Here is a 15771-nt window from a genome sequence, read left to right as displayed (position 1 = left end):
CGAACCGGGGGCGCCCCGCCCCTCCTCCCCGAAAGAGGACCGCATGGCCACCGTCCTGTCCGTCTCCGGCAGCCCGTCCGCCTCCTCGCGCACCAACCGGCTGCTGCGCCACCTCGACCGGCGCCTCGCCGCCCAGGGCCACGAGGTGATCCCGCTCGACGTCCGCACGATCCCCGCCGAGGCCCTGCTCGGCGCCGACTTCCAGCACCCGGCGATCGTCGAGGCCACCGAGCTGTTCGCGCGCGCCGACGGGGTCGTCGTCGGCACCCCCGTCTACAAGGCGTCGTACTCCGGAGTGCTCAAGGCGCTCCTGGACCTGCTCCCGCAGTACGCCCTGGCCGGGAAGACCGTGCTGCCGCTGGCCACCGGCGGTTCCACCGCCCACGTCCTGGCCATCGACTACGCCCTCAGGCCCGTCCTCAGCTCAATGGGCGCGGCCCACATCGTGCAGGGCTGGTTCACCCTCGACAGGGACATCACCGTGCACGAGGACGGCGCGCTGAGCGTGGCGCCGGTGGCGACCGAGGCCCTCGCCCAGGTCGTCGACCAGTTCTCGACGGCGCTGGGACGGCGTCCGGTCCTGGCGGCGGCGGGCTGAGGAGCATGTCCGCCCATGTGATCGCCGACGACACGGAGGCCCTCGCGGTCGCCGCGTCGCTCGCCGAGGAGTTCCGCGCGGGTGCCGCCGCCCGGGACGCCGAGCGCAGGCTGCCGGGCGAGGAGGTGGAGCGTCTCTCCGCCTCCGGGCTGCTCGCCGTCACCGTCCCCGCCGAACACGGGGGAGCGGACGTCAGCGCGTCCACCGTCGCCGAGATCTTCCGGCTGCTCGCCTCCGCCGACGCGAGCCTCGCCCAGATCCCGCAGAGCCACTTCGTCTACGCCCAGGTGATCCGCCGCCAGGGCAGCGACGAGCAGCGGAAGTTCTTCTTCGCCGAGCTGCTCGCCGGACGCCGCTTCGGCAACGCCCAGTCCGAGGCGGGCACCAAACACGTCCAGGACATCCGCACCCGCCTGCACCCGCGCTCCGACGCCTCGTACCGGCTCGACGGCGTCAAGCACTACTGCACCGGCGCCCTGTTCGCCCACTGGATCCCGGTGCTCGCCCGCGCCGAGGACGACAAGCTGCACGTCGCCTACGTCCCCAGGGACGCCCCCGGCGTCACCGTGATCGACGACTGGGACGGTCTCGGCCAGCGCACGACGGCCAGCGGCACCGTCCGCCTCGAAGGGGTCGAGGTCCCGGCCGACCGGGTTCTGCCCCACCACCTCACCTTCGAGGGGCCCCAACTCCACGGGGCGGTGGCCCAGTTGCTGCACGCCGCCATCGACGCCGGGATCGCCGGGGGCGCCCTCGGGGAGGCGGCGGAGTTCGTCCGGACGAAGAGCCGTCCGTGGTTCGAGAGCGGAGCCGGCACGGCGGCCGAGGACCCGCTGCTGATCCAGCGGTTCGGCGAACTCGCCCTGAAGGTGCGGGCGTCCGAGGCGCTGCTGCGGGAAGCGGCCCGGGCCGTCGACGCCGCCCGCGCCGACCTCACCGACGACTCGGCGGCCGAGGCGTCCGTCGCGGTCGCCGCGGCCAAGGTGCAGGCCGCCCAGGCGGCGGTGGACGTGGCGAGCGCCCTGTTCGAGGTGTCCGGCACCCGATCGGCCCTCAACTCCCTCAACCTGCACCGGCATTGGCGTGACGCCCGCACCCACACCCTGCACGACCCGACCCGCTGGAAGATCCAGCACATCGGCCGGTACGTGCTCAACGGCACCCGGCCGCCCCGCCACGGCCTCCTCTAGCGACACCCGAACGGAGACCCCACGTGTCCCTCACCTTCCACTGGTTCCTGCCCACCAACGGCGACAGCCGTCATGTCGTGGGCGGCGGCCACGGCACACCCGCCACCGTCTCGGGGCGGGACCGGCCGCCGACGGTCGCCTACCTCGGCCAGATCGCCCGCGCGGCCGAGGACCTGGGTTTCGTGGGGGCGCTCACGCCCACCGGCGCCTGGTGCGAGGACGCGTGGCTGACCACCGCGATGGTCAGCCGGCACACCGAGCGTCTGAAGTTCCTGGTCGCCTTCCGGCCCGGTTTCGTCTCGCCGACGCTCGCCGCGCAGATGGCGTCCACCTTCCAGCGGCAGACCGGGGGACGGCTGCTGCTCAACGTGGTCACCGGCGGGGAGAGCCACGAACAGCGGGCCTACGGGGACTTCCTCGACAAGGACGCCCGCTACCGCCGTACCGGTGAATTCCTGGACGTAGTAAGGGGGTTGTGGGAGGGCAAGACCGTCGACCTGCACGGCGAGCACCTCCAGGTCGAGGACGCGAGACTGGCCCGCGTCCCCGACCCGGTGCCCGAGGTCTACTTCGGCGGGTCCTCGCCCCTCGCCGGGGAGGTCGCCGCCAAGTACGTCGACGTGTACCTCACCTGGGGTGAGCCGCCCGCGCAGGTCGCCGAGAAGATCGCCTGGATCCGCGGACTGGCGGCGCAGCGCGGCCGCACCCTGCGCTTCGGGATACGGCTGCACGTGATCACGCGCGACACCTCCGAGCAGGCCTGGGCCGAGGCCGACCGTCTGCTGGCGGGCTTCGACCCTGAGACGGTCAGGTCGGTACAGGCCGGGCTCGCCCGCAGCGAGTCCGAGGGGCAGCAGCGGATGCTCGCCCTGCACGGCGGCGGCAGCCGGGACGGGCTGGAGATCCACCCCAACCTGTGGGCGGGCATCGGGCTGGTGCGCGGGGGCGCGGGCACCGCGCTGGTCGGCAGCCACGACGAGGTGGCCGAGCGGATCAAGGAGTACCACGCCCTCGGCATCAACGAGTTCGTGCTCTCCGGCTACCCGCACCTGGAGGAGGCGTACTGGTTCGGCGAGGGCGTCCTGCCGCGCCTCGCCGCCCAGGGCCTGTGGCAGCACCCCTCCGGCCCGCAGACGGCGCCTTCGGCACAGGTTCCGTTCGCAAGCTGAGGCGACCGCGCGCCCGCCGCCACGGACGCCGTTCGCGAGCCGGGCCGCCACCCCGTACGCTCGCGAACGGGGCACCGACGAGAGGAACAGCCTGTGGCCGAATGGCAGTTGCCCAGGACCTTCCGCAGCGGCTCCGGTGCGGTGCGCTGGGACAGTCTCGGGGACCCCGACCGCGATCCGGTCGTCCTGCTGCACGGCACACCCTTCTCGTCGTACGTCTGGCGTGCCGTCGCCGGTGCCCTGGCCCGCCGCCACCACGTGTTCGTGTGGGACATGCCCGGCTACGGCACCTCGGAGATGTCCGAGGGCCAGGACGTCTCCCTGGCGGCCCAGGGACAGGTCTTCACCGAGCTGCTGGCGCACTGGGGCCTGGCCGAACCCCGGGTCGTGGCCCACGACTTCGGCGGCGCGGTGTCCCTGCGCGCCCATCTGCTGCACGGCGCCCGCTACCGCTCGCTCACTCTGGTCGACCCGGTGGCGCTGTCCCCCTGGGGATCACCGTTCTTCCGGCTCGTCGGTGAACACGCCGAGGTCTTCGAGCGACTGCCTCCCGCCCTGCACCGGGCGCTCGTCCGCGAGTACGTCAGCTCCGCAAGCAGCCCCGGTCTGCACACCACGGTCCTCGACCATCTCGTCGAACCCTGGCTCGGCGAGCTCGGCCAGGCCGCCTTCTACCGCCAGATCGCCCAGGCGGACCAGCGCCACACCGACGAAGTGCAGGACCGCTACGGCGAGATCACGATCCCGACCCTGGTGTGCTGGGGCGCGGACGACACCTGGATCTCCGTGGACAAGGGCCGTGAACTCACGGCCCGCATTCCGGGAGCGCGCCTCGAAGTGATCCCCGGCGCCGGTCACCTCGTCCAGGAGGACGCCCCCGCCGCACTCGTGGCGGCCCTCCTCGACTAACTCTGGGCGAGGGCGTCCAGATGCGCTCTCCGTACCTCGGCCGTCTGCCCCTGCACCAGCAGGAACATCCCCTCGCGGAACAGCCGTTGGGCCGTCTCGTCGAGGCCCATGGCCCGGCCGCCGCCGGCCACCACGGCCGCGGTCGTGGCGGCGCGCATTAGGTCGTACGACCGTGTCTTGAGGGCCAGGCGTTCGGCGACGCGCTCGTACGGGACGGGGTGTGCGGCGAGGTCGTACACCTGCCCGCGCACCTCGTCGAGACGCTCGCGAAGAGCACGCGCGGTATCGAACTCCCCGGCACGCTCCAGCACTTGGAGCGCCGCGTAGGCCACCCCGAAGACGGCGGGGGAGGCGTTGGTGTTGCGGGGCAGGTCGATCAGCGCGAACTTCTCCTGCGGGGTGCGCAGCACCACCGACTCGTCGGGCAGCCACAGGCCGTCCAGCGCCAGGGACACCGTGCGGGCCGCGCTGAGCGCCGCCAGCCGCATCGGATCCGACGCCCGCAGTCCCGGCTGCTCGTGTGCCCCGGTGAACGCGAACACCACCTCGTCCGCCTCGCTCACCCCGGCCAGCAGCATCACGTCGTTCAGGCCCCAGCCCGTGTACCAGGGCACCCTGCCGTCGAACCGCCAGCCGCCGCGTCCGGCCGTCGCCCGCACCGGCACCCGGGGGAAGGCACGGACGTGCGCGAAGGCGATCCCGGCCAGCGACTCGCCGGTCGAGAGCGGCCCGAGCAGCCGCTCCCGGACCGGCGCGCCGGACTGCGCGAGCATGCGGACCGGCGTGTGGTGCTGCGTCTGCACGAACCAGGTCGAGCAGCACGCCCCGGCGAGGATCTCCTGGACCTCCCGCGCCACCGCGTCGGGGGCGCCCGCCCCGCCGTACTCCGTCGGCGCGCTCACCCCGAGCAGACCCGAGCGCCTGATCGCGTCGAGGTGCCCCACGGGCACGCCCTCCTGGTCGACGCGTGCCGCGTGCGGGGCGAGGAGGCCGTCCGCGAGCGCGCGGGCGGTGGCGATGAGCGGGTGCGGTGCGGTGGTCATGGACAGGATTGTGCCGATCCCGCCGCGCGCGGTGTCGATCCTGGGGTGTGCCGTTCGTGTAGGAGGTGAGACACACTCACAGGAGGAGATGGACATGCAGTACTACCTGCTCAACGTCATGCAGCCCGGCTGGGACGAACTGCCCGCCCCCGAGGTGCTGGCCGAGATCGGCGAGCGGCTCGACGCCTTCCACCAGGAACTTCGCGAGGCCGGGGCCTGGGTCTTCGCCGGAGGACTGCACAGCCCCGACTCCTCGACCGTGCTGCGGCCCCGCGACGGCGACGTGCTGATCACCGACGGTCCGTACGCCGAGGGCAAGGAACAGCTCGGCGGCCTCTGCATCGTGAAGGCACCCGACCTGGACGCGGCCCTGGAGTGGGGGCGCAAGGCGGCCCTGGCCACCACCCTGCCCATCGAGGTGCGCCCGTTCCAGCACGAGTCCGAGGACTGATGACCCCGGACATCGAGGGCGTCTTCCGCGAGGAGTACGGCCGCGCGGTCGCCGTCCTCGTCCGCTTCCTCGGCGACATCGACCTCGCCGAGGAAGCGGTCCAGGACGCCTTCACCACGGCCGTGCGGCGCTGGCCGGAGACCGGTGTGCCGCCCAGCCCGGCCGGCTGGATCGTCACCACCGCCCGCCACCGCGCGATCGACCGGCTGCGCCGCGAGTCCACCCGCCGGTCCCGCCACACCGAGGCCGCCCTGCTGCACGCCCCCGACGCACCGCCCGAGGAGGGCCCCGTGCGTGACGAACGGCTCCGCCTGATCTTCACCTGCTGCCACCCCGCGCTCGCGCCCCAGGCCCGGGTCGCCCTCACCCTCCGGCTGCTCGGCGGTCTCACCACCGCGCAGATCGCCCGCGCCTTCCTGGTCCCCGAGCCGACGATGGCCCAGCGCCTGGTCCGAGCCAAGGCCAAGATCCGCGACGCGCGCATCCCCTACCGCGTCCCCCGCGACGCCGACCTCCCCGACCGGCTCAACGGGGTGCTCACCGTCGTCTACCTCATCTTCAACGAGGGCTACGGCGGCACCCCCGAACTGTGCGCCGAGGCCGTACGCCTGGGCCGGCTGCTGACCGAGCTGATGCCGGACGAGCCCGAGGCCACCGGACTGCTCGCGCTGATGCTGCTCATCGAGTCCCGCCGGGCCGGACGCACCGACGACAACGGCGCGCTCGTACCGCTGTCCGAGCAGGACCCGGCCCGCTGGGACCGCGCCCTGATCGCCGAGGGGCAGTCCCTCGTTCGGCGCTGTCTGCGCCGCAACCGGCCGGGGCCGTACCAGATCCAGGCCGCCGTCCAGGCCGTCCACAGCGAGCCGCCCACCGACTGGGGGCAGGTCCTGTGCCTGTACGACCAGCTCATGGCCGTGGCGCCGAGTCCCGTCGTGGCCCTGAACCGCGCGGTCGCCGTGGCCGAGACCGAGGGGCCCGCGCGCGCCCTCGCCCTGGTGGACGCGCTGGACCTCGACGGCTACCACGTCCGTCACGCCGTACGGGCCGACCTGCTGCGCCGGCTCGGACGCCCGGCGGAAGCGGCGGACGCCTACGCGAAGGCCGCGGAACTCACCACGAACCCGGCGGAGCGCGCGTACCTCGAACAGCGCCGCCGAGCGCTGTGACCCCGGCGCGGAAAATGCCGGTGGCGACCCGGAATTTACCCGGCCGGAAAAAGGTTGCAATATGCATCTGAATGTTGAGACCCAGGCCGAAAGGCCCGCGCACCCCAGCGAGGCACCCGTGAACCACCCCGCCCCCGAGCAGACCGCCGACGTCGTCGCCCGACTGCGGGCCACCTTTCGCAGCGGCCGCACCAAGCCCGTCGAGTGGCGCACGACCCAGCTGCGCCGCCTGCGCGAGATGCTCACGGAGAACGGCACGGACCTGGCCGCCGCCCTCCACACCGACCTGGGCAAGAGCTCCACCGAGGCCTTCCGCACCGAGATCGACTTCACGATCCGGGAGATCGACCACACCCTGGACCACCTCGCCGACTGGCTGCGCCCCGAGTCCGCCCCCGTCCCGGCTCACCTCGGTGCCGACGCGCGGGCCTGGACCCAGTACGACCCGCTCGGTGTCGTCCTCGTCATCGCCCCCTGGAACTACCCGGCCCAGCTGCTGCTCGCCCCGGTGGTCGGCGCCCTCGCCGCCGGCAACGCGGTGGTCGCCAAGCCCAGCGAGCTGGCCCCGGCCACCTCCGCCGCCGTCGCCCGGCTGCTCCCCGCCTACCTGGACACGGACGCCGTCGCCGTCGTCGAGGGCGGCATCCCGGAGACCACCGCCCTGCTGGCCGAACGCTTCGACCACATCTTCTACACCGGCAACGGCACGGTCGGCCGAGTCGTCCTGCGCGCCGCCGCCGAGCACCTCACCCCGGTCACCCTGGAACTGGGCGGCAAGTCCCCGGCGTTCGTCGACCGCGACGCCGACCTCACCGTCGTCGCCGACCGCCTGGCCCGCGGCAAGTTCCTCAACGCCGGACAGACCTGCGTCGCCCCCGACTACGTCCTGACCGACCCGGAGACAGCGGCCGCCCTGGAGCCGCTGCTGAAGAACGCCGTCGACACGCTGTACGGCGCCGACCCCGCCGGCTCCGGCGAGTACGGCCGGATCATCAACGAACGGCACTTCGACCGGCTCACCGCACTGCTCGACTCGGGCCGCACGGTCGTGGGCGGCACGAGCGACCGTGCGGGCAAGTACATCGCGCCCACCGTTCTCGCCGACGTCGACCCCGGCTCTCCCGTGATGCAGGAGGAGATCTTCGGCCCGATCCTGCCGATCGTCACCGTGTCCGGCCTGGACGCCGCCATCGACTTCATCAACGACCGGGACAAGCCCCTGGCCCTGTACGTGTTCACCGACTCCGACACGACACGGCGCCGCATCGCCGACGAGACCTCCTCCGGCGGTCTCGGCTACGGCCTGCCCCTCGCCCATCTCACCGTCTCCGACCTGCCGTTCGGCGGGGTCGGGGAGAGCGGCATGGGCAACTACCACGGCCGCTGGTCCATCGAGACCTTCAGCCACCGCAAGGCGGTCCTGGACAAGCCGCTCGGCCGGTGACGCCCGTGACGCGCGGCGCGACGAGGTCCGGCGGGCCCCGGGGGACCCACCGGGCCGTCGGCGCGGGTTCCGGGCCGGTGAGATTGCGGGACCACCGGTTGCTCCTAGGCTCGATGACGACGACCGGAGCATCACGACGCGCGTCCTGCGCGGACGACGGGGGAGTACCGATGCACGACTGGGCGATGCCGACGGCCGGGGCACCCTCGACCGAGGCCCGCCGGGGGGACGGCTTCCTCGCCACCCCCTTCTCCGAGCGCTGCGCGGGCCTCGTCGACGTCGGACACCATGTGTTCCTCGGGATCAGCTCCGGCAACGGCTACTTCTCCGAGGACCGGCTCCTCGCGCTGCTGGGCTGGGCCGCCGCCCGCTTCACCCGCATCACGATCGCCCACCCCGACACCGGTACCGTCGCCTGCACCTACCTCGGTCGCGGCTACCCACCCCGGCATGCCCGTGCCCGCGCCCACCGCGACGTACGTCAGACGGCCAACCGGATCTCCCGCGCCGTGGCCACCGCACGGATCGACCCGACCCGGCTCGATGTCGCGCGTTTCTCCGACTTCTACGACACCCCCGCCTACCGTGCCGCCCTGGAGCGCGTCACCCGCGCACACCGGGAGCAGCCCGCGTTCCACGCCACCTGCACCCGCATGGTCACCGGCGTCCTGCGCACCACCATGCCCGCCGGGTGGACCCCGAGCGCCGGTCAACTGACCACGGGAGCGGAGTACTTGGACCGCGAACTGCCTTTCCTCCTCGACACCCCGGGCATCCTCGGGGTACCGGCGTCCGTCTTCGCCTACCGCGCCACCCCGGCCCTCGCCGGATTCCTCTACGGCCCGGACGCCCCGCTCCCGGCCGCCGTCACCCAGGGATTCGTCACCGTGGAACCCCTCCCACAACCATGACCGCACCCCGGCCCGGGTCCGCCGGACCGTCTCCGGCAGGCTCGGAGTCCGACAGCACATCCGCACCACCGCAGGGAGTCGACGACATGACCGACAAGCTCACCGTGAGCGTCCTGGGCACCGGCATCATGGGTGCCGCGATGGCCCGCAACCTGGCCCGCGCCGGGCACACCGTCCGCGCCTGGAACCGCACCGCGAGCAAGGCGCAGCCGCTGGCCGCGGACGGTGTCGAGATCGCGGACAGCCCCGCCGAGGCCGTACGCGGCTCCGATGTCGTCCTGACCATGCTGTACGACGGCCCCGCGGCCCTGGACGTGATGCGCCAGGCCGCCGAGGAGCTCCGCCCGGGCACCGCCTGGGTGCAGTCGACCACGGCCGGCATCGAGGCGATCGCCGACCTGGCCGCCTTCGCCGACGAGCACGGGCTGGTCTTCTTCGACGCGCCCGTTCTGGGCACCCGACAGCCGGCCGAGGCCGGTCAGCTGCTGGTCCTGGCGGCCGGACCGGCCGACGGCCGGGGTGCCGTGGCCCCCGTGTTCGACGCCGTCGGCGCCCGCACGGTGTGGACGGGCGAGGACGGCGCCGAAGGCAGCGCCACCCGGCTCAAGCTGGTCGCCAACAGCTGGGTGCTCGCGGTGACCAACGCGGCCGGCGAGGCCCTCGCCCTCGCCAAGGCCCTCGGCGTGGACCCGCAGGGCTTCTTCGACGCGATCGACGGCGGCCCCCTCGACATGGGCTACCTGCGGGCCAAGTCGGGCCTTGTCCTCGACGGCCGGCTGTCCCCGGCCCAGTTCGCGGTGTCCACCGCCGCCAAGGACGCCCGTCTGATCGTGGAGGCCGGTGAGCGCAGCGGCGTCCGTCTGGACGTGGCCGCCGCGAGCGCCGAGCGCTTCGAGCGTGCCGCCGCCCAGGGGCACGGCGACGAGGACATGGCGGCCGCCTACTTCGCGAGCTTCGACGACAAGGCCTGACCCCGAGACCGGAACACCCGGCACACCCGACCCCGAGGAGCCCCCATGTCCAAGCCCCCGCTGCCGCCCGAGGCCGTCGAACTGCTGAGCCGCCCCAACCCCTGCGTGATGGCGACCCTGCGCTCCGACGGAGCACCGGTGTCGACCGCCACCTGGTACCTCTGGGAGAACGGCCGAGTCCTGATCAACCTGGACGAGGGCCGGGTCCGGCTGAAGCACCTGCGCCGCGACCCGCGCGTGACCCTCACCGTCCTGGCCGGCGACGACTGGTACACGCACATCACCCTCATCGGCCGCGTGACCGAGACGTACGAGGACACGGACCTCGCCGACATCGACCGCCTCTCCACCCACTACGGCGGCCGTCCCTACCCGAACCGGGTCCGGGGCCGCGTCAGTGCCTGGATCGAGGTCGAGCGCTGGCACGGCTGGGGCGAGATGAAGGACAACGACCAGGCCAACGGCTGACGAAGGATCCGCAGGGCGGGCGAGGGCGCCGACCGGTCCCTCGCCCGCCCTGCGGACCCGCGTACCCGCGTCCCGTGTCTCAGGCGTCGCTGCTCAGCGGATGGCTGAAGCCCTGGTCGGAGATGAGGCGGGCGCCCTCGGCGAGCTCCGTGGCGAAGCGCTCGACGGCCTCGTAGGGAAAGCGGTGGCTGGGACCGCTCAGGGAGAGCGAGGCGACGACCTTGCCGGTGCGGCCCGTGACCGGGACCGCCACGGCGGTGAGCCCCTCGTCGAACTCGCTGCTGCTCACGGCGTAACCGCGCTCGGCCGCCTCCGTGACCCAGGCCCGCAGCCGCTCGACCTGTGCCTCACCCTGCGGCGAGGCGAGGGCGACCCGGCGCAGGAACGCCTCGGAAGCGCCCCGCAGCAGGATCTTCGAGGAGGCGCCGGCCCACAGCGGCTGCTCGTCACCGACGTCCACGACATGGCGCAGCGGATGCGGACTCTCCTCGTGGGCGACGCAGATGCGGTGGACGCCCCGGGCGACGAACAGGTTGACGGTCTCACCGAGCCGGTCCGCGAGATCCCGCATGACCTTCCGGGTCTCCTGCGGCACCTCCCACTGGCCGCGCGCGAGATAGGCCCAGCGCCACAGCGCGGGCCCGGCGGTGTAGCCGGACGGGTGCGACCCCAGCAGGCCCGTCTCCTCCAGGGTCTGCACCAGACGCAGCGCCGTCGTCTTGGCCAGCCCGGTGGCACCCGTGATCTCCCGCAGCGTGATGACCGGCCTGTCCTCGCTGAGCAGCGTGAGGATGTCGAAGGCCCGCCGCACACTGCGCACCCCGCCCGCCTGCTGCTCGGCGTCACCCTCCGCCCGCGTCCGTCCGTCGCTCACCCGCTGCCTCCCCGTACGTTCCCTGCGGCCCTCGACCGCTGCTGCCTCCGACCGTAGTCCGCTCTGCGGACCGAGGAAACCGCACCGCCGAAGATTCACCGTCGCGAGCCTTGATGCCCGAAGAAGCGTCGCCCTATGGTGCCGCTCATCGGTCCAAGAGATCCGCATAGTGGACTTCCGGGATCCAGGGTCTCTGCCCCAACCACCGTGGCGATGGCCCGGCTCGTACGCGACGGCACCGTCGGATGGCCGTTCTGCCAACGGCCCCTTGTTCGGGGGTGGCGAGGCCGCCTAGGCTGACCGTGCAGTGGATCGATTGGACCATCTAGTGGTCAGTGGGAGTTCGAGTGAAAGCAGCCGTCCTCACGGCACCGGAACGGATGGAGACGGTCGACGACTGGCCCGAGCCGGTCTGCGGACCCGGCGACGTCGTCATCGAACCCCACCACGCCTGCCTCACATGCGCCGGCTGCCTCACGGGCCTGACCTCCGCCTGCCCCCACCGGGCCATCGCCGGCCTGAACGCCCCCGGCGGCGACTTCACCGCCGCCCTGACCGAACTGCCCGACGCCCGCCCCGGAGCCGTGATCGAGGCCCGCTTCCCGCTCGCCCGGGCGCAGGAGGCCTTCGCCGGAGCCGCCGGACGGGCCGGCAAGACCTGGATCCGCCTCGGGAGCGAGCATGAGTGACACCTCGGGAGCGGGCGTGCGTGACACTTCGGGATCGAGCGTGCATGAGACCTCGGGAGCGAGCATGCGCAAGTCCATCGCCACCGTCTGCCTCAGCGGCACCCTCACCGAGAAGCTGACCGCCGCCTCACGGGCCGGCTTCGACGGCGTCGAGATCTTCGAGAACGACCTTCTCGCGAGCCCCCTCGCACCCGAGGAGATCGCCGCCCGCACCGCGGACCTCGGCCTGCGCATCGACCTCTACCAGCCCATGCGGGACATCGAGGCCGTCCCGGAGGAGCTCTTCGCCCGCAACCTCAGGCGCGCGCGGCACAAGTTCGAGCTGATGCGCAGGCTCGGCGCCGACACCGTCCTCGTCTGTTCCAGCGTCTCCCCGCGGGCCGTGGACGACGACGCCCTCGCGGCGGAGCAGCTGAGCCGACTGGCCGACCTGGCACGGGAGTCCGGCGTCCGGGTGGCCTACGAGGCACTGGCGTGGGGGCGGCACGTGAGCACGTACGACCACGCCTGGCGGATCGTCGAGGCCGCGGACCATCCGGCGCTCGGCACCTGCCTGGACAGCTTCCACATCCTCTCCAGGGGCTCCGACCCCCAGGGCATCGAGGCCATCCCCGGCGACAAGATCTTCTTCCTCCAGCTCGCCGACGCCCCGCTGATGGCCATGGACGTCCTCCAGTGGAGCCGCCACTACCGCTGCTTCCCGGGGCAGGGCGGCTTCGACGTCGCCGGACTCCTGCGGCACGTCCTGCACACCGGATACGACGGCCCCCTGTCCCTGGAGGTCTTCAACGACGTCTTCCGCCAGGCGGACGCGGGCCGCACGGCGCTGGACGGGCTGCGCTCCCTGCTCGCTCTGGAGGAGAACGCCGGAGTCCTGCCGCTCCCGGCTCCGGTGATCCCGTCGGGCGTCGCCTTCGCCGAACTCGCCACCAGCGACCCCGAACCGGTCGGCGAACTCCTCACGGCCCTCGGCTTCACCCGCGCCGGCCGCCATCACGGCAAGCCGGTCGACCTCTGGGAGCAGGGCGAGGCGCGCGTCCTGGTCAACACCGGGACCGCGGGCCGCCGTACCGACACCACCCTGGCCGCCGTGGGCCTGGAGACGGCGGACCCGGCCGCCTCCGCGCGGCGGGCGGAGGCCCTGCTCGCCCCGGCCCTGCCCAAGCGCCGTGCCGCCCAGGACGTGCCGCTGGAGTCGATCGCCGCCCCGGACGGCACCGAAGTCCTGTTCTGCGCGACCGGCCGCCCCGAACTCCCCAGCTGGACCGACGACTTCGTGTCCACGACCCAGAACACGACCACGCAGGCCGTCGCCATCGACCACCTCGCGCTGACCCAGCCCTGGCACCACTTCGACGAGTCGGTGCTCTTCCACCGCACGGTGCTGGGCCTCAGCCCCCACGACACCGTCGAACTCGCCGACCCCTACGGCCTGTTCCGCAGCCGTGCCCTGTCAGCCGCCTCCGGCGGGCCCCGCCTGGTCCTCAACCTCGCGCCCGCACCGGAGGAGGGCGGTGAGACACGGGCCCGGCACGTGGCGTTCGCCGTCGACGACCTCGTCGCCGCCGTCCGCCGCTTCCGTGCGGCCGGGGCGGAGCTGCTGCGCGTCCCGGCGAACTACTACGACGACCTGGAGGCCCGTTTCGACTTCGCCGAGGGGGAGTTGGAGACATACCGCGAGCTCGGCATCCTCTACGACCGCGACGAGCGGGGCGGCGAGTTCCGGCACTGCTACACCGAGACGGTCGGCCATGTCTTCTTCGAGTTCGTGCAGCGCTCGGGCGGCTACGCCGGGTTCGGCGCGGCCAACGCACCCATCCGGCTGGCCGCCCAGCGCAGGTAGGAGTCCGGGAAGGCCGCGGGGGACGAGCCGCAGGTGTGTCATCATCCGCCGATGACCTCCGAAACGATCACCGCGGACGCGGCAGGGAACTGGACACTCGGCGATCTCACGGTCAACCGCGTCGGCTTCGGCGCGATGCGGCTGACCGGCAGTGCGGCCTTCCACCTCGGCACCCCCAGCGAGAGGAAGCGGTCGATCGCCGTGCTGCACCGGGCCAGGGAGCTCGGCGTCAACCACATCGACACGGCGGCCTTCTACTTCTCCTCGCTGCGTTCCGCCAACGAGCTCATCAACAGCGCGCTGTCCCCGTACCCCGACGACCTCGTGATCGTCACCAAGGTCGGGCCGTACCGCGACTACGCCGGGGAGTGGGCCACTGCGGCCCGCCCCGACCAATTGCGCGGGCATGTCGAGGAGAACCTGCGGCAGTTGGGCCGCGACCACCTCGACGTCGTGAACCTGCGGCGGATGCGGCAGGAGTCGATCGCCGAGCACTTCGGGGCCCTGGCCGAACTGCGCGAGGAGGGCCTGATCCGGCACCTCGGCGTCTCGGACGTCGAGCCCCGCCATCTCGCCGAGGCGCAGGCGATCGCGCCGGTGGTGTGCGTGCAGAACCGGTTCGGACTCGACTCCCGCGACCCGGGCACCGACGAGATCCTGCGGATCTGCGGCGAACAGGGCATCGCGTTCGTGCCGTTCTTCGCGATCGCGGGCCAGGGCGGCTCCCAGGGCGCCACCGCCGACGACGACGAGCAGGTCCTGGCCGTCGCGGAGGCGCACGGCGCGACCCCCGCCCAGGTCCGGCTCGCCTGGACCCTCGCCCAGGGCCAGCACGTCCTCGCCATCCCCGGCACCGGAAATCCCGACCACCTCGCCGAGAACATCGCGGCGGGCGCGCTGAGGCTCACCGGCGCCGAGCTGGACATCCTGAACTCACTGCGTCAGAAATCGGGTTGAGCGGTCATACGACCCACACGCCGTCCTCCATGACATGCCGTCCGCGCATCTCGTGCACGCCGTTGAGGGCCTGCACGGTGCGCGGAAGCACCTGGAAGAAGGCGTAGGAGGAGCTGTCCTCGCGCGGATCCCAGCCCGTCTTCGCCTTGAAGGCCTCGATCGCCGCGGCCGGCACGTCCTGCCCGCCGTACGTGCGCACCTCCCCGTCGATGAGCACCACGTCCTGGGTGTCCCCGAACGCCAGCCGGGTACGGCCGCCGTCGCGCAGGTTGCGCCCCGTGGGATTGGTGATCCGCGTGGACAGCCAGACGGACCCGCCGTCCCAGACGAACCACAGCGCCACCAGGCACGGCAGCCCGTCGGCGTCCGCCGAGGCCACCCAGATGTCCCTCTCCCGCTCCAGTCGGTCCAGTACGTCCCGCTTGCGCTGCTCGGCGCTGCGGCTCCCGATGATCGTCATGCCGGGACGCTACCGCCCCCCACCCCTCCACCGCCTCGGCCCAGAGCCCTACGACCACCGGGAGCGGCTGCGAGGGGACTCGGCGGCCGGGGGGCGTCTTCTCGTGTTCGCCCGTGTGCCGAGCCGGTGCTGGGGGCGGTGGGGGCGCGGTGCGTCTGCCAGGGGGTGCCGCTGTCTGTCGCGTCCGTTCTCACCCACAGTGAGCGCAGTCTTTCGGGCTCATCCGGGTGCCGAGCCGGTCGCGCGGCCCGAGGGCCCCTGTGAGGGGCGCCGCCCTGCCCCGCGTCCGTCTCCGCCGGCCGCCTCCCCCTTGTCGCCGGCACCCCTGGCACCGACCCGGCGGACCGTTATGGTCGCGCGCGGCTCGACGCCCTGAGGTCCCGGCCGACTGCCCTCACGTACGGCCTCACCGGTCGGCGTCGCCTCCGCGCACGGATCGACGGCACGCACCCGCCGTCGCCGTGCCGCTGGACGGGCCGGGCTCGCTTGACGACTGTGCGGCTGAGGTCTCCAGGCCCTCGCCCGTCCCCCTGCCTGCGGGCGGGCCTGCGGGTGCCGGCGCCTGTGAGTCCGGGACAGGTCGGGCCGGGAGGGCGGACCTTGCCGTCGGTCGGTGCGCCGCGGA

Annotated in this window: 16 protein-coding genes; 13 read left to right on the top strand and 3 right to left on the bottom strand. The window is 72.9% G+C overall.

The genetic code is table 11. From position 1 onward, the window contains the following. Nucleotides 1-43: 43 nt before the first annotated feature. The 4 genes from ssuE (at nt 44) to M2163_RS09140 (ending at nt 3866) form a co-directional block, all read left to right on the top strand. Nucleotides 44-598, top strand: coding sequence for an NADPH-dependent FMN reductase (ssuE, locus tag M2163_RS09155; protein ID WP_280853299.1), 555 nt, complete (start codon nt 44-46; stop codon nt 596-598). Between the two features lie 5 nt (nt 599-603). Then, entirely contained in the window at nt 604-1788 is a 1185-nt protein-coding gene (locus M2163_RS09150) for an SfnB family sulfur acquisition oxidoreductase (RefSeq protein ID WP_280893689.1), read from the top strand. A gap of 23 nt (nt 1789-1811) precedes the next feature. After that, on the top strand, nt 1812-2957 hold the full coding sequence (locus tag M2163_RS09145; protein WP_280893688.1) for an LLM class flavin-dependent oxidoreductase: 1146 nt from the start codon (nt 1812-1814) through the stop codon (nt 2955-2957). A gap of 93 nt (nt 2958-3050) precedes the next feature. Then, a complete protein-coding gene (locus M2163_RS09140; protein WP_280893687.1) occupies nt 3051-3866 on the top strand; it encodes an alpha/beta hydrolase in 816 nt (271 codons plus the stop codon). On the opposite strand, the gene M2163_RS09135 is transcribed toward M2163_RS09140, so the two are convergent. Then, nucleotides 3863-4909, bottom strand: a complete 1047-nt coding sequence (locus tag M2163_RS09135; RefSeq protein WP_280853303.1) for an acyl-CoA dehydrogenase family protein — start codon at nt 4907-4909, stop codon at nt 3863-3865. The genes M2163_RS09140 and M2163_RS09135 overlap by 4 nt on opposite strands. Nucleotides 4910-5003: 94 nt before the next feature. Here M2163_RS09135 and M2163_RS09130 point away from each other — a divergent pair, with 94 nt between their 5' ends. The 6 genes from M2163_RS09130 to M2163_RS09105 all read left to right on the top strand — a co-directional run bounded on the left by M2163_RS09130 (nt 5004) and on the right by M2163_RS09105 (nt 10323). Then, nucleotides 5004-5360, top strand: coding sequence for a YciI family protein (locus M2163_RS09130; RefSeq protein WP_280853304.1), 357 nt, complete (start codon nt 5004-5006; stop codon nt 5358-5360). After that, entirely contained in the window at nt 5360-6529 is a 1170-nt protein-coding gene (locus M2163_RS09125) for an RNA polymerase sigma factor (protein WP_280893686.1), read from the top strand. Before M2163_RS09130 ends, M2163_RS09125 begins: the two co-directional genes overlap by 1 nt. 118 nt (nt 6530-6647) lie before the next feature. Beyond that, nucleotides 6648-7973 (top strand): aldehyde dehydrogenase family protein, encoded by a 1326-nt coding sequence (locus M2163_RS09120; protein WP_280897236.1) that lies wholly within the window; start codon nt 6648-6650, stop codon nt 7971-7973. 170 nt (nt 7974-8143) lie between these two features. Beyond that, nucleotides 8144-8884, top strand: a complete 741-nt coding sequence (locus M2163_RS09115) for a tRNA-dependent cyclodipeptide synthase (protein ID WP_280893685.1) — start codon at nt 8144-8146, stop codon at nt 8882-8884. An 86-nt stretch (nt 8885-8970) separates the two neighbouring features. Beyond that, nucleotides 8971-9855: an NAD(P)-dependent oxidoreductase gene (locus M2163_RS09110; RefSeq protein WP_280893684.1), complete on the top strand. Its 885-nt coding sequence runs from the start codon at nt 8971-8973 to the stop codon at nt 9853-9855. A 45-nt stretch (nt 9856-9900) separates the two neighbouring features. Beyond that, the gene (locus M2163_RS09105) at nt 9901-10323 is read left to right on the top strand and encodes a PPOX class F420-dependent oxidoreductase (protein WP_280893683.1); all 423 of its coding nucleotides are present in this window, start codon (nt 9901-9903) and stop codon (nt 10321-10323) included. Nucleotides 10324-10402: 79 nt separating this feature from the next. Here the strand turns inward: M2163_RS09105 and M2163_RS09100 are convergent, their stop codons facing one another. After that, nucleotides 10403-11197, bottom strand: a complete 795-nt coding sequence (locus M2163_RS09100; protein WP_280893682.1) for an IclR family transcriptional regulator — start codon at nt 11195-11197, stop codon at nt 10403-10405. Between the two features lie 347 nt (nt 11198-11544). On the opposite strand from M2163_RS09100, the gene M2163_RS09095 reads away from it, so the two are divergent. The 3 genes from M2163_RS09095 to M2163_RS09085 all read left to right on the top strand — a co-directional run bounded on the left by M2163_RS09095 (nt 11545) and on the right by M2163_RS09085 (nt 14686). Further along, the gene (locus tag M2163_RS09095; RefSeq protein ID WP_280893681.1) at nt 11545-11886 is read left to right on the top strand and encodes an alcohol dehydrogenase catalytic domain-containing protein; all 342 of its coding nucleotides are present in this window, start codon (nt 11545-11547) and stop codon (nt 11884-11886) included. Between the two features lie 64 nt (nt 11887-11950). Continuing rightward, nucleotides 11951-13729 (top strand): sugar phosphate isomerase/epimerase and 4-hydroxyphenylpyruvate domain-containing protein, encoded by a 1779-nt coding sequence (locus M2163_RS09090; protein WP_280893680.1) that lies wholly within the window; start codon nt 11951-11953, stop codon nt 13727-13729. Between the two features lie 51 nt (nt 13730-13780). After that, entirely contained in the window at nt 13781-14686 is a 906-nt protein-coding gene (locus tag M2163_RS09085; protein ID WP_280893679.1) for an aldo/keto reductase, read from the top strand. 4 nt (nt 14687-14690) lie between these two features. Here the strand turns inward: M2163_RS09085 and M2163_RS09080 are convergent, their stop codons facing one another. Continuing rightward, nucleotides 14691-15146: a pyridoxamine 5'-phosphate oxidase family protein gene (locus M2163_RS09080; RefSeq protein ID WP_280893678.1), complete on the bottom strand. Its 456-nt coding sequence runs from the start codon at nt 15144-15146 to the stop codon at nt 14691-14693. Between the last annotated feature and the right edge of the window lie 625 nt (nt 15147-15771).

The sequence above is a fragment of the Streptomyces sp. SAI-135 genome (assembly GCF_029893805.1).
GTDB lineage: Bacteria > Actinomycetota > Actinomycetes > Streptomycetales > Streptomycetaceae > Streptomyces.
This window is presented reverse-complemented; position numbering and strand designations above follow the sequence as displayed.